The 12804-nt window shown below is 69.8% G+C and carries 10 protein-coding genes, 1 tRNA gene and 1 pseudogene; 8 read left to right on the top strand and 4 right to left on the bottom strand.

Annotation, left to right across the window (positions count from 1 at the left end):
* Positions 1-73 precede the first annotated feature (73 nt).
* Together EKO23_RS16480 and EKO23_RS16475 are read left to right on the top strand one after the other, a co-directional pair.
* Entirely contained in the window at positions 74-829 is a 756-nt protein-coding gene (locus EKO23_RS16480) for a hypothetical protein (RefSeq protein ID WP_134719215.1), read from the top strand.
* A gap of 124 nt (positions 830-953) precedes the next feature.
* The gene (locus EKO23_RS16475; protein ID WP_134719214.1) at positions 954-1724 is read left to right on the top strand and encodes a hypothetical protein; all 771 of its coding nucleotides are present in this window, start codon (positions 954-956) and stop codon (positions 1722-1724) included.
* A 4-nt stretch (positions 1725-1728) separates the two neighbouring features.
* Here the strand turns inward: EKO23_RS16475 and EKO23_RS16470 are convergent, their stop codons facing one another.
* Together EKO23_RS16470 and EKO23_RS16465 are read right to left on the bottom strand one after the other, a co-directional pair.
* Entirely contained in the window at positions 1729-2811 is a 1083-nt protein-coding gene (locus tag EKO23_RS16470) for a 2-oxoacid:ferredoxin oxidoreductase subunit beta (RefSeq protein ID WP_134719213.1), read from the bottom strand.
* Complete coding sequence (locus EKO23_RS16465; protein WP_134719212.1) at positions 2808-4700, bottom strand: 2-oxoacid:acceptor oxidoreductase subunit alpha; 1893 nt, start codon at positions 4698-4700, stop codon at positions 2808-2810. Before EKO23_RS16465 ends, EKO23_RS16470 begins: the two co-directional genes overlap by 4 nt.
* Positions 4701-4947: 247 nt before the next feature.
* Between EKO23_RS16465 and EKO23_RS16460 the strand changes: the two genes are divergently transcribed.
* The 5 genes and pseudogenes from EKO23_RS16460 (at position 4948) to EKO23_RS26600 (ending at position 10111) form a co-directional block, all read left to right on the top strand.
* A complete protein-coding gene (locus EKO23_RS16460; protein ID WP_134719211.1) occupies positions 4948-5970 on the top strand; it encodes a sulfate ABC transporter substrate-binding protein in 1023 nt (340 codons plus the stop codon).
* On the top strand, positions 5967-6818 hold the full coding sequence (gene cysT / locus EKO23_RS16455; protein WP_134719210.1) for a sulfate ABC transporter permease subunit CysT: 852 nt from the start codon (positions 5967-5969) through the stop codon (positions 6816-6818). Before EKO23_RS16460 ends, cysT begins: the two co-directional genes overlap by 4 nt.
* A complete protein-coding gene (locus EKO23_RS16450) occupies positions 6811-7623 on the top strand; it encodes a sulfate ABC transporter permease subunit (RefSeq protein WP_246051133.1) in 813 nt (270 codons plus the stop codon). Before cysT ends, EKO23_RS16450 begins: the two co-directional genes overlap by 8 nt.
* Positions 7620-8594 carry a sulfate/molybdate ABC transporter ATP-binding protein gene (locus EKO23_RS16445; RefSeq protein WP_134719209.1) on the top strand — a complete coding sequence of 325 codons (975 nt, stop codon included), beginning with the start codon at positions 7620-7622 and terminating at the stop codon, positions 8592-8594. Before EKO23_RS16450 ends, EKO23_RS16445 begins: the two co-directional genes overlap by 4 nt.
* 334 nt (positions 8595-8928) lie before the next feature.
* Positions 8929-10111 (top strand): annotated as a pseudogene (locus tag EKO23_RS26600) (dicarboxylate/amino acid:cation symporter).
* 158 nt (positions 10112-10269) lie between these two features.
* Here the strand turns inward: EKO23_RS26600 and EKO23_RS16435 are convergent.
* Together EKO23_RS16435 and EKO23_RS16430 are read right to left on the bottom strand one after the other, a co-directional pair.
* The gene (locus EKO23_RS16435) at positions 10270-11820 is read right to left on the bottom strand and encodes an ArnT family glycosyltransferase (protein WP_134719208.1); all 1551 of its coding nucleotides are present in this window, start codon (positions 11818-11820) and stop codon (positions 10270-10272) included.
* A gap of 4 nt (positions 11821-11824) precedes the next feature.
* Positions 11825-12316 (bottom strand): YajQ family cyclic di-GMP-binding protein, encoded by a 492-nt coding sequence (locus EKO23_RS16430; RefSeq protein WP_134719207.1) that lies wholly within the window; start codon positions 12314-12316, stop codon positions 11825-11827.
* A 114-nt stretch (positions 12317-12430) separates the two neighbouring features.
* On the opposite strand from EKO23_RS16430, the gene EKO23_RS16425 reads away from it, so the two are divergent.
* Positions 12431-12511, top strand: a tRNA-Tyr gene (locus EKO23_RS16425).
* Positions 12512-12804 lie beyond the last annotated feature (293 nt).

Here is a 12804-nt window from a genome sequence, read left to right as displayed (position 1 = left end):
GCCGTTGCCCAGTCCGGGCAACAGGTCGCTGCCATACTCCGAGGCTCCATCAACGTCACACGGGGGAACCACCATGCGACTTCAGCGAGTCCTGGTCGGTGTTCTCGGGTCCGCGCTCCTCGGCGCGCTCCCGGTCGCACTGACCTCGTCGTCGGCCGACGCCGGCGCTGCCCTGGCCAGCAACGTCGACGGCAAGTACTACGGCGCGCCGGACGGCAATGACATCTGGCGGTACGGCCAGAAGATCAGGTTCGAGGCCACGGTCACCGTCCAGTGCGACGCCTCCGACAGCTACCCCTATGACTGTCCTCCGGTCGACGAGACGGGCGACACCATCTCGCTGCAGCGCCAGATGGCCGGCTCGACCGCGTGGAGGACCGTCAACACCAAGCAGGCCAGTGGAGTCACAGCGACGATCACAACGACGTCGGTGGGCAATGCCATCTATCGGATCGTCTACAGCGGTGGCACGTCGCGGGCATACGCCGGCTCCGAGTCTGGAACCTCGCCGAGGCTCAAGGGTTCCCGCAATCCCGGGGGAAGGGTCGTCACGTCGCACGGCCGCCTCTACTACCGCGGAGACGTCAACCCCGGCTGGGGTCGCAAGGTCGTGACCATCCAGAAGAAGAGCTGTGCTTCCTGCGCATGGCGAAAGTACAAGTCGGTCCGCACGTCCCGTAACGGCTCGTACAGCGTGCGTGTGGGCGCCCCGCGCCGCGGCAAGTGGTTCTGGCGCTCGACGGTTGCCGCCGCCTCGCCGCGCTTCGTCAGGGGCTACGGAAATCTGTGGACGACCCGCACGGTCTACGGTCGCGCGGTCGCGAGCTGACCGGCGACTCGGCGATCGCGCGGGCTCACGATCCGACTGCTGGACCACCCGACATCAGGGTCATGTGGGCCATGGTGGGGCCGGCGCGGCTGCTGCCATACTCCGAGAAACCGCGGAGGATGCCATGCGACGTCAACGTCTCCTGGTCGGTGTCCTCGGAACCGCGCTCGTCGGGGCGTTCCCGGTGGCCCTGACCTCCACCTCGGCCGTGGCAGGCACGGCCCTCGCCAGCAGCGTGGACGGCCAGTACTACGGCGCGCCGGACGGGAACGGCATCTGGCGCTTCGGCCAGAGGATCAGGTTCGAGGCCACGGTCACCGTCCAGTGCGACGCCGCCGACCCCCTCCCCTACGGCTGCTCCCCGGTCGACGAGACGGGTGACACCATCGCCCTGCAGCGTCGGCTGGCCGGCACCACCGCCTGGCGCACCGTCACCACCAAGCAGGCCACCGGCGCCCTGACGACGCTCGTGACGCCCTCGGTCGGTCGTGCGGTCTACCGGATCGTCTACAGCGGCGGCACGTCGCAGGGCTACGCCGGCTCCCGGACCGGGAACTCGCCGACGCTCAAGGGGTCGCGCAACCCCCACGGCAAGGCGGTCCTCACGCGGCGCGGGACGTTCTACCGCGGGAACGTCGATCCGGGCTGGGGACGCAAGCCGGTGACCATCCAGAAGAAGAACTGCGCCGCTGCCCGTTGCGGGTGGCACACCTACGCGACCGTGCGGACCACCCGCAACGGAAGCTACTCCGCCCGGATCACCGTTCCGCGCACCGGTCGGTTCATCTGGCGGTCCACCGTCAAGGACACGTTGCCGCGCTTCGTGCGCGGGTACGGCGTCCAGTACTACACGACCCGCTCACGGTTACCGGCTCGCGCGGTGGTCGGTCGCTGACCGCTCAGACGACCGTCCAAGTGTCGCCGCCGCCGATCAGGCCGGCGAGACGATCCTGGGCAGTGCCGGGGGCGGCCGAGGCGGCGGAGGCGATCTGGGCCCGCGCCTGGTCGTCGTACGTCGGCCGCTCGACCTCGCGGAAGATGCCGATCGGGGACTGGTTGAGGTAGCCCGCGTCCGTGAGCCGCGAGATCGCGAACGCCGTGCTCGGGTCCTCGTCGTGGGCGTCGTGCACCAGCAGCGCCTCGACCCCGACCTCGGCCACCTCGACCACCCGGACGCCGCCGTTGTCGCCGCGGACCAGGCCCTTGGTGCCGAGGCCGTCCTCGTCGGGGGCTCCGAACCGGACCGGCTGACCGTGCTCGAGCGGGATGATCGCATCGGCCTTGGTGTCGGGGTTCTTGATCGCGTCGAACGCACCGTCGTTGAAGATCGGGCAGTTCTGGTAGATCTCGACGAACGACGTGCCGCGGTGCGCGGCGGCCGCGGACAGCACCGCGGTGAGGTGCTTGCGGTCGGAGTCGATGGTGCGCGCGACGAACGAGCCCTCCGCCCCGAGCGCCAGGGACACCGGGTTGAACGGGTGGTCGAGCGAGCCCATCGGCGTGGACTTGGTGACCTTGCCGGTCTCGGACGTGGGGGAGTACTGGCCCTTGGTCAGGCCGTAGATCCGGTTGTTGAACAGCAGGATCGTCATGTTGACGTTGCGTCGCAGCGCGTGGATCAGGTGGTTGCCGCCGATCGACAGCGCGTCGCCGTCACCGGTCACCACGAACACCGACAGGTCCTCGCGCGAGGTGGCCAGTCCGGTGGCGATCGACGGGGCCCGCCCGTGGATCGAGTGCATGCCGTAGGTGTCGAGGTAGTAGGGGAACCGCGACGAGCAGCCGATGCCGGAGACGAACACGACGTTCTCGCGGCGGATGCCGAGCTGGGGCAGGAACCCCTGCACGGCCTTGAGCACGGCGTAGTCGCCGCAGCCGGGGCACCAGCGGACCTCCTGGTCCGAGGTGAACTCCTTGGCGGTCTGCGGCTCGTCGGCGGTGGGAACGCCCCGCAGGCCGGGGAAGGGCAGCTCGATGGTCACTGCAGCGCCTCCTGTGCCGGGGATGAGAGATCGACGTCCACGCCCTCGGCGGCTGAGACCAGCTCACCGATCGCGTCGGCGAGCTCGGCGGCCTTCAGCGGCAGCCCGCGGACGTGGTTGTAGCCGACGACGTCGACGAGGTACTTCGCGCGCAGCAGCATCGAGAGCTGGCCGAGGTTCATCTCGGGCACCAGCACCCGGTCGTAGCGCTTCAGGGCCTCGCCGAGCTCCTTGGGGAACGGGTTGAGGTGGCGCAGGTGCGCCTGGGCGACGTGGTAGCCGGCCCGGCGCACGCGGCGTACGCCGGCTCCGATGGGACCGTACGTCGAGCCCCACCCGAGGACCAGCACCTTCGCGGAGCCGCTGGGGTCGTCCACCTCGAGCGGCGGGAGGCTGTCGGCGATCCGGTCCACCTTGGCCTGCCGGGTGCGGACCATGAAGTCGTGGTTGGCCGGGTCGTAGGAGATGTTGCCGTGCCCGTCGCCCTTCTCCAGCCCGCCGATGCGGTGCTCGAGGCCGGGCGTGCCCGGGATCGCCCACGGGCGGGCCAGGGTGGCCTCGTCGCGCCGGTAGGGCTGGAAGGCCTCGCCCTCGACCGGCGTCGCGAAACCGGGCTCGATGGCGGGCAGGGCGTCGACGTCCGGGATCCGCCACGGTTCTGAGCCGTTGGCGAGGTAGCCGTCGGAGAGCAGCATGACCGGGGTCCGGTAGGTGACCGCGATCCGCGCCGCCTCGAGGGCGGCGTCGAAGCAGTCGCCCGGCGACTGCGGCGCCACGATCGGGACCGGGGCCTCGCCGTTGCGGCCGAACATCGCCTGCAGCAGGTCCGACTGCTCGGTCTTGGTGGGCAGGCCGGTCGACGGACCGCCGCGCTGGACGTTGACCACGATGAGCGGCAGCTCGGTCATCACGGCCAGGCCGATCGCCTCGCTCTTGAGCGAGATGCCCGGGCCGGAGGTGGTGGTGACACCGAGCGAGCCGGAGAAGGAGGCGCCGATAGCCGAGCCGATGCCGGCGATCTCGTCCTCGGCCTGGAACGTGGTGATGCCGAACGCCTTGTGCTTGCTCAGCTCGTGGAGGATGTCGGAGGCCGGGGTGATCGGGTAGGAGCCGAGGAACACCGGCAGCCCGGACTGCACGCCCCCGGCGATCAGGCCGTAGGCGAGCGCGAGGTTGCCGGTGATGTTGCGGTAGGTGCCGGGCGGCATCGGGGCCGGCTTGACCTCGTAGCTGACCACGAACGCCTCGGTGGTCTCGCCGAAGTTCCAGCCGGCGGTGAACGCGGTGACGTTGGCGTCGCGGATGTCGGGGACCTTTGCGAACCGCTTCTCGAGGAACCGGATCGTGGTGTCGGTCGGCCGGCCGTACATCCAGGACAGCAGGCCCAGCGCGAACATGTTCTTGGCCCGGGCGGCGTCCTTGCGGGACAGGCCGAACGCCTTCACCGCCTCGACCGTCATTCCGGTCAGGTCGACCGGGTGCAGGGCGTACTCCGCGAGGTCGTCGTTCTCGAGGGGGTTCTCGGTGTAGCCGGCCTTGGTCAGGTTGCGGGCGGTGAAGTCGTGGGTGTCGACGATGATCGTCGCCCCCTTGGGCAGGTCTCCGAGGTTGGCCCGCAGTGCGGCGGGGTTCATCGCGACCAGCACGTCGGGGGCGTCGCCCGGGGTGAGGATGTCGTGGTCGGCGAAGTGGACCTGGAACGACGAGACGCCGGGGAGGGTGCCCTGCGGGGCGCGGATCTCCGCCGGGAAGTTGGGCAGCGTCACCAGGTCGTTGCCGAACGCCGCCGACTCCTGGGTGAACCGGTCGCCCGTGAGCTGCATGCCGTCGCCGGAGTCGCCGGCGAAGCGGATGATCACGCGGTCGAGCTGCCGGACCTGCTTTTCCACCGCTGACCTACTTCCTTGCCGTGGAGATCTGTGCCTTGTGCGGCCTCCCACCTTAGTCGCGTTGTCGCCCGGACCCACCTCGTCCTGCCCTGTGGGCCGAGCCGGCGGCGTGATGTTCCACACGGCGAGCCAATGTCCCGCTTTCGGATTAGATGTAGTAAATTGCTCGACATTGCTCAACAAGCGCCTCCCCGGGAGGCGGAACGGACGCCTTCGTGGGGAGGCGTGACCCAGAAAGAGATGGCAGATGACCAAGAACTTCAAGATCGGGGCTGCGGCCGCACTCGCCGGCGTACTGGCGCTGTCCGCCTGCTCGGCCCGCGGTGACTCGGCGGGCAACGAGACGGTCGACCTGGTCGGCTTCTCGATCCTCAAGACCGCCAACGAGGACGTCTTCAAGGCCTTCGAGCAGACCGACGAGGGCAAGGACGTCACCTTCAAGACGTCGTACGGCGCCTCCGGCGACCAGAGCCGCGCCGTCGCGGGTGGCCAGGCCGCCGACATCGTGCACTTCTCCCTCGAGACCGACGTGACCCGCCTCGTCGACGAGGGCAAGGTGGCCGAGGACTGGAACCAGGACGAGAACAAGGGCGTCCTGACCTCCTCGGTCGTGGTCTTCGTGGTGCGCCCGGGCAACCCGGACAACATCAAGACCTGGGAGGACCTCACCAAGCCGGGCGTCGAGATCATCACGCCGAACCCGGCGTCCTCCGGCTCGGCGCGCTGGAACATCCTGGCCGCCTGGGGCCACGTGATCGCCAACGGCGGCACCGAGAAGGAGGCCGAGGAGTACACCTCCAAGCTGATCAAGAACACGATCAACCTGCCCGGCTCCGGCCGTGAGGCGACTTCCGCGTTCGTGGACGGCGGCCAGGGCGACGTCCTGCTCTCCTACGAGAACGAGGCGATCCTCGCCAAGCAGCAGGGCCAGGACATCGACTACGTGATCCCGCCGGAGACCCTCCTCATCGAGAACACCGGCGCGGTCACCAAGGACGCGAACGACTCCGCCAAGGCCTTCCTCGACTTCATCCACACCAAGGAGGCCCAGACCGAGTACGCCAAGTTCGGCTTCCGGCCGGTCGGCGCCGACGTGCAGACCGAGGTCGAGGGTGCCAACGACCCGGCCGACCCGTTCCCCGCTCCGGAGAAGCTGCTGACCATCGAGGACGACTTCGGGGGCTGGGACGCGACCGCGGACAAGTTCTTCGACGAGGAGAACGGCATCATCCCGAAGCTGCTGGCGGCCGCCGGCAAGGAAACCGAGTGACCTCGGCCCTAGCCACACCCGTCGACCGGCCGGCGCGCACGCGCCGGCCGGTCGTCGGCACGTCCACGCTCACGAGGGGCTCCGGGCTGGCGCTGGGCATCGCGATGACCTGGTTCAGCCTCCTGGTGCTGATCCCGCTGGCCGCCATCGTGGCCACGACGGCGGCGGGCGGCTGGGAGCAGTTCTGGCGCATCGTGACCAACGACCAGACCCTGGCCGCACTCAGGCTGACCGTCGGGTCGGCCCTCGGGGTGACCGCGCTCAACGTGTTCATGGGCACCGCGATCGCGTGGGTGCTCGTGCGTGACCGGTTCTGGGGCAAGCGCATCCTGGACGTCGCGATCGACATCCCGTTCGCGCTGCCCACGATCGTGGCGGGCCTGGTGCTGCTGGCGCTCTACGGCAAGGGCAGCCCGCTGGGGCTGGAGTGGGCCAACACCGAGATGTCGGTGCGGCTCGCGCTGGCGTTCGTGACGCTGCCGTTCATCGTGCGCACCGTGCAACCGGTCCTCGAGGAGCTCGAGCACGACGTCGAGGAGGCCGCTGCCTCCCTCGGCGCCGGCCGGATGACGATCTTCCGGCGGATCATCCTGCCCAGCCTGGTCCCCGCGATCGCCGCCGGTGCGGCGCTGTCGTTCGCACGGGCGATCTCGGAGTACGGCTCGCTGGTGCTGCTCAGCGGCAACCTGCCGTTCAAGACCGAGGTGGTCTCCGTGCGGGTGCTCAGCTTCATCGAGGGGGGCAACACCGCGGCCGCCGCGGCGCTGGCCACCGTGATGCTGATCGTCGCGCTGGTCGTCATCGTCGCGGTCGACGTGATCTCGAGGAGGGTGGCCCGCCGTGGTTAGGGAACCCACCGCCGTGCGCTGGCTGCTCCGGATCGTGGTCTGCGCCTACGTCTTCCTGCTCGTGCTGTGGCCGGTGTCGCTCGTGGTCGCCCACACCTTCGAGAACGGCCTCGCCAGCCTGCAGGAGACGCTGGCCGACCCCGAGGTGCAGAACGCCCTGCTGCTGACCGCCCAGGTCGCCGGCATCGCCGTGGTCATCAACCTGGTCTTCGGCGTGACCACGTCGATCCTGCTCGTGCGCTACGAGTTCCCGGGCAAGCGGGCGCTGTCGGCGATGATCGACGTACCGCTGTCCGTGTCCCCGGTCGTGGTCGGCCTCGCCCTCGTGCTCGTCTACAACGGGCAGGACGGCTGGCTCGGCCGGGCTGCGGAGTCGGCCGGCTACTACGTCATCTACGACACGCCGGGCATGATCATGGCGACCTGCTTCGTGGCCCTGCCGCTGGTGATCCGGGAGGTCGTTCCCGTGCTCACCGAGGTCGGCGACGACCAGGAGCAGGCCGCCCGCAGCCTCGGAGCCAACGGTCCCCAGACGTTCTGGCGGATCACCCTGCCCAGCATCAAGTGGGCGGTCGTGTACGGCGTAGTGCTCAGCCTCGCCCGGTCCCTCGGTGAGTACGGCGCGGTGCGCGTCGTCTCGGGCAACATCACCGGGGAGACCCAGACCGCCACGCTCGTCGTGCAGGAGAAGTACCTCGACTTCGCGCAGGACACGGCGTACGCCACGTCGTTCCTGCTCGCCACCGCCAGCGTGCTGTGCATCGTCGTGGTCTCCCTGCTCCGCCCGAAGGAGAGTTCCACGTGAGTATCGACATCACCGGAGTCAACAAGTTGTTCGGTGACTTCGTCGCCCTGGAGGACGTCAACGTCTCCATCCCGACCGGTCAGCTGACCGCGCTGCTCGGCCCCAGCGGCGGCGGCAAGTCCACGCTGCTGCGGATCATCGCGGGGCTGGACACCGCCGACACCGGGACGATCAGCATCGAGGGCACCGACGCCACGAAGCTGCCGCCGCAGAAGCGCAACGTCGGCTTCGTGTTCCAGCACTACGCGGTCTTCAAGCACATGACCGTGGCGAAGAACGTGGCGTTCGGCCTCGAGATCCGCAAGAAGAGCAAGAAGGAGATCGCGCACCGGGTCGACGAGCTGCTCAAGCTCGTGCACCTCTCGCAGTTCGCGCACCGGCTGCCCTCGCAGCTCTCCGGCGGCCAGCGGCAGCGCATGGCGCTGGCCCGGGCGCTGGCGGTCGAGCCGACGGTGCTGCTGCTCGACGAGCCGTTCGGCGCGCTGGACGCGAAGGTCCGCAAGGAGCTGCGCGAGTGGCTGCGCCGGCTGCACGACGAGGTGAACGTGACCACCGTGTTCGTGACCCACGACCAGGAGGAGGCCCTCGAGGTCGCCGACGAGATCGTGGTCATCAACGACGGTCGGGTCGAGCAGATCGGCTCGCCGGACGAGCTGTACGACGAGCCGGCCAACGACTTCGTCATGGGCTTCCTCGGCGAGGTGACGTCCCTCAACGGCAACCTGATCCGTCCGCACGACGTCGACGTCACCACCGCGCCGACCCTGGCCGGGGCAGTCCAGGGCGAGATCTCGCGGATGCTGCGGATCGGCTTCGAGGTCCGGGTCACGGTGCTCACCGACGACGGCCAGGAGGTGCAGGTCACGATGACCCGCACCCACGCCCGCGCGCTCGGGCTCGAGGAGGGCCAGCACGTCTGGCTGACCGCGGCCACCGGCGCCACCACGGTGCCGACCATGGCCGCCGTCTGACCCGTCGGGCTGCGCCTCCCCGAGCTGACCGCGGGGAGGCGCGGCGCGACGGCCGACGTGACGCACGACCCTGGCCGGGCCGGAATCCGGTGGGGCTGCGCGCGGTTGCAGAACCTTTGGACAGCACAACCATCTCTCGGGAGGCACTCACGGTGTCCCAGGCCACGACCCCGGCACGTACCCGCTCCTTCGCGTTCCCGTTCTGGGCGCAGATCCTCACCGGTCTCGTGCTCGGCGTGGTGCTCGGGTACATGGCCCGCACCACCAGCTCGACCGGCTCACGCTCGCGCTCGAGACCATCGGCGGCAGCTTCGTCACGCTGCTCAAGACCATCGTGGTCCCGCTGGTCTTCCTCGCGGTCGTGGTCAGCGTCGCCCAGCTGCGCAAGGTCACCAACGCCGCCCGGCTCGCCGGCCAGACACTGCTCTGGTTCGCGGTGACCGCGGCGATCTCGGTGGCCGTCGGCATCGGCCTCGGACTGCTCACCGACCCGGGCCTGCACACCAGCGTCGACGCCGGGGCGGCGGCCGACCCCGGGACCAGCGGGTCCTGGCTGGACTTCCTCACCGGGGTGGTGCCGGCCAACATCCTCGGCCTGTCCGCGAGCGCCGGCGACGACGGCTCGATCGCGCTCGGCTTCAACGTGCTCCAGATCGTGGTGCTCGGCGCCCTGATCGGGGCCGCGGTCCTCAAGACCGGGGAGCGGGCCGAGCCCTTCCTCCGCTTCGCGGAGTCGTTCCTCGCGGTCGTGCAGACCGTGCTCTGGTGGATCATCCGGCTCTCGCCGCTGGGCACGCTCGGCCTGATCGGCGCGGCCGTGGCGACGTACGGCTGGGACCTGCTCTCGCCGCTGGCGGTCTTCACCGTGGACGTCTACGTCGGGTGCGCGATCGTTCTCCTGGTGGTCTACCCGGGTGCTGCTCCGCCTGCACGGGCTGAACCCGCTGCGCTTCTACGCCGGCGCGTGGCCGGCCCTGCAGCTGGCATTCGTCTCCCGCTCGTCGGTCGGCACGATGCCGGTCACCCAGACCGTCACCACCCGCAACCTCGGCGTCGCGCCGGAGTACGCCTCGTTCGCGGTGCCGCTGGGCGCCACCACGATGATGGACGGCTGCGCGGCGATCTACCCGGCACTGGCCGCGATCTTCGTCGCCCAGTTCTTCGGCGTCGACCTCGGCGTGTCCGACTACCTGCTGATCGCGTTCGTCTCGATCGTCGGCTCCACCGCGACCGCCGGGCCGACCGGTGCCGTGGTGATGCTGACCCTCACCCTGTCCACCCTCGGCCTCCCGCTGGAGGGCGTCGGGCTGCTGCTCGCCGTCGACCCGGTGCTGGACATGATGCGGGCCATGACGAACGTCGCCGGCCAGGCGCTGGTGCCCACGATCGTGGCGCAGCGCGAGGGCCTGCTCGACCGCGCGACGTACGACGCGAGGTCGTCGCTGGACGACGTCCTCGCCGAGCCGCCCGCCGGCGACGTGCCGGAGCCTCGCCGGGAGCCGGTCGGCGTCGCCTAGCTTCCGCGCCTGGCTCGTGGCCGCGTCTGACCCTGTCGAGTTGCGCCTCGCTGCGACGTCTCGCCGGTGCGAGGCGCAACTCGACCGCCAGCGAGGCGCAACTCAACGGCCAGCCAGGCGCAACTCAACGGACAGCGAGGCGCAACTCGACGGGACGGTCAGGAGGAGGAGCGGGTGGCGTCGAGCAGCTGCTGGTAGGTGTCGCGGCCGACGGACTTGTTGACGTACCAGGTCCAGCCCGGCGTGGTCGACACCTTCCAGTAGTCCTCGTCGAGGACCGGGCGCAGCCAGGTCGGGTTGAGCGTGCCCAGCGCGACGAGGGTGGGTGCGTCCTCCCGGATGCCGGCCGCGAACCCCTCGAGCCCGCCCGGCCAGGTGTCGTCGACGTAGTCCTCGAGGCCGAGCGTGAACATCTGGTGCTGGGTCGGATTGGTCTTCCCGGTGAGGACCAGTGCCTGCGGCGCCTCGACCGAGGTGATCTCGACGTCGTCCCCGAGCACCCCGATCACGGCGTCGACGCTGGCCTGCTGCTCGTCCAGGACGTCGGAGCGCCCGGTCCAGGAGAAGTCCACCGCGCTCGCGGTCGCCGCCACGGTCCAGGCGGCCACCAGCGCGACCGCGACCCGGGCCGGGACCCGCGCCGCGACCGCCCGGGCGACCTCGCCGACGCCGATGAGGCACATCGGCAGCACGAAGAACGCGTCGGGCCAGCCGTTGAACGCCCGCAGGCTCCACAGGAACCCGGCGAGCAAGCCGGCCCCGCAGGCCAGCACCAGCCGCCGGTCGGGGTCGGCGCGGCGCTCGGTGCTGAGCAGGATCCGCACGCAGGCGACGAGGAGCGTGATGCCGCCGCCGATCAGCATCCACAGCGACGGGCCGTAGGCCTTGCGGACCTCCTCCCAGATCACGTCCGGCTCGGACTGGAAGCCCTCCTGTTGGGTGTACTGCACGTGGATCAGCACGAAGCAGTCGAGGAAGTCGCGCAGGTGGCCCGCCACGGCGTACCAGACCAGGAAGATCGCCAGCGGCACCAGGCCGCCGACCAGGAACCGGACCATCGCACCGAGCCGGCGGCCGCGCTCGACTGCGATCAACCCGACGAGGCCGGTGACGAGGCCGACGAAGAACACGGGCTGCCAGGTCAGGGTGGCCAGGCTGACGAAGATCCCGGACCAGCCGAACCGGCGCCGGGCGAGCGCGATCAGGGACGCCAGCAGGAAGAGCATCAGCGTGGTCTTCTCACGCGGGCCGCCGGAGGCGTACTGGGTGAAGCCGTCCACGAACAGCAGGGCGACGGCCACCGTGACACCGGTGAGGCGGGAGCCGAGCAGGTCGCGCCCGAGGAGGTAGGCCAGCCAGATGCAGGCCATCGAGAGGACCAGGAAGAACGCCCGCATCGCCAGCAGGTCGTCGACCCCGACGAGCCGGCCGAGGAACGCGCCGACGCCCGGGACGAGGTGGCTGAGCGGCCCGCTGCGGTTGATCACTCCCTCGTAGGGGAGGACGCCGTCGGCGACCTGCTGGCCGGCGTACGCATAGAGGCCGAGGTCACGGCTGAGGTAGTGCCCGAAGCCGTGCAGGACGTAGACGACGCCCGCGGCGAGCGCGAGCACGGGGCCGAGCGGGTCGATCCGACGTCGTCGTGGCGGCCGGCCCGCTCCGGGTTCGGAGGGATCGGCGGTCGCGGTCGTGCTGCCCGTGGCGGTCACGCCGTCAGCGATAGTTGGTGAACTGGACGGCGAAGTCGTAGTCCTGCGCCTTCACCAGCGCGATCACCGCCTGCAGGTCGTCGCGCTTCTTCGACGACACCCGCAGCTCGTCGCCCTGGATCTGCGCCTTGACGCCCTTGGGGCCCTCGTCGCGGATCAGCTTGGTGATCTTCTTCGCGTTCTCGGAGCTGATCCCCTCCTTCAGCGCGACCGCGATCTTGCTCTGCTGGCCGGACTGACGCGGCTCCGAGGCGTCGAGGGTCTTCAGCGACACCTGCCGCTTGACCAGCTTGCCCTTGAACACGTCGAGCACCGCGTTGGCCCGGTCGTCGGCGCTCGCGGTGATCTCGATCGCCTGCTCGCCCTGCCACTCGATCGTCGCCCCCGTGCCCTTGAAGTCGAACCGCGTCGCGATCTCCCGAGCCGTCTGGCCGAGCGCGTTGTCCACCTCCTGCCGGTCGATCTTGCTGACGATGTCGAACGACGAGTCGGCCATCTCTGCTCCTTCTGGGCGCCCCTCTCGGGCGGGGCGGCGGCGTTTTCACGACTGATGTGCTGCTGCGCTATTGTTCCCACTTGCTGTCCCCCGGCCAAGAGCGGGGGTGCGCACGGCAGGTTGCCCGAGCGGCCAATGGGAGCGGACTGTAAATCCGTCGCGAAAGCTTCGCAGGTTCGAATCCTGCACCTGCCACGTTTCAGGGAACGTTGACCCCCGCCTCAGGCGGGGGTCAACGCGTTTTCGCGGCCGTTTTTGGCCCTGAAGGGGGCCTCGGGCACCCCAATCTTGGGAATCATGTTGGGAATCCCGGGGGTCTGACCCCTGGACACCCCCGGTCACCCCAGGTCGTCGTCCCCGCCTGCCTACGCTGGGAGCGACCCCCGGTCGCAGGGGGGAACGGGGGTCATCAGGGGTGCCGCGGCACCCTCCTGACCATCCTGGTTGACCCTCGACGTGCAGCGATTGCGCAGCCTCCGGTGCTCACG

The sequence above is a fragment of the Nocardioides guangzhouensis genome, assembly GCF_004519545.1.
GTDB classification, from domain to species: Bacteria; Actinomycetota; Actinomycetes; order Propionibacteriales; family Nocardioidaceae; genus Nocardioides; species Nocardioides guangzhouensis.
Note: the sequence above shows the minus strand (reverse complement) of the source record. Positions and strands in the feature narration are given on the sequence as shown.

What these genes read in the sequence shown, in the direction of transcription:
- EKO23_RS16430 (WP_134719207.1), bottom strand. Translation starts at nt 12,316, where the DNA reads ATGGCCGACTCGTCGTTCGACATCGTCAGCAAGATCGACCGGCAGGAG.
- EKO23_RS16480 (WP_134719215.1), top strand. Translation starts at nt 74, where the DNA reads ATGCGACTTCAGCGAGTCCTGGTCGGTGTTCTCGGGTCCGCGCTCCTC.
- EKO23_RS16475 (WP_134719214.1), top strand. Translation starts at nt 954, where the DNA reads ATGCGACGTCAACGTCTCCTGGTCGGTGTCCTCGGAACCGCGCTCGTC.
- EKO23_RS16460 (WP_134719211.1), top strand. Translation starts at nt 4,948, where the DNA reads ATGACCAAGAACTTCAAGATCGGGGCTGCGGCCGCACTCGCCGGCGTA.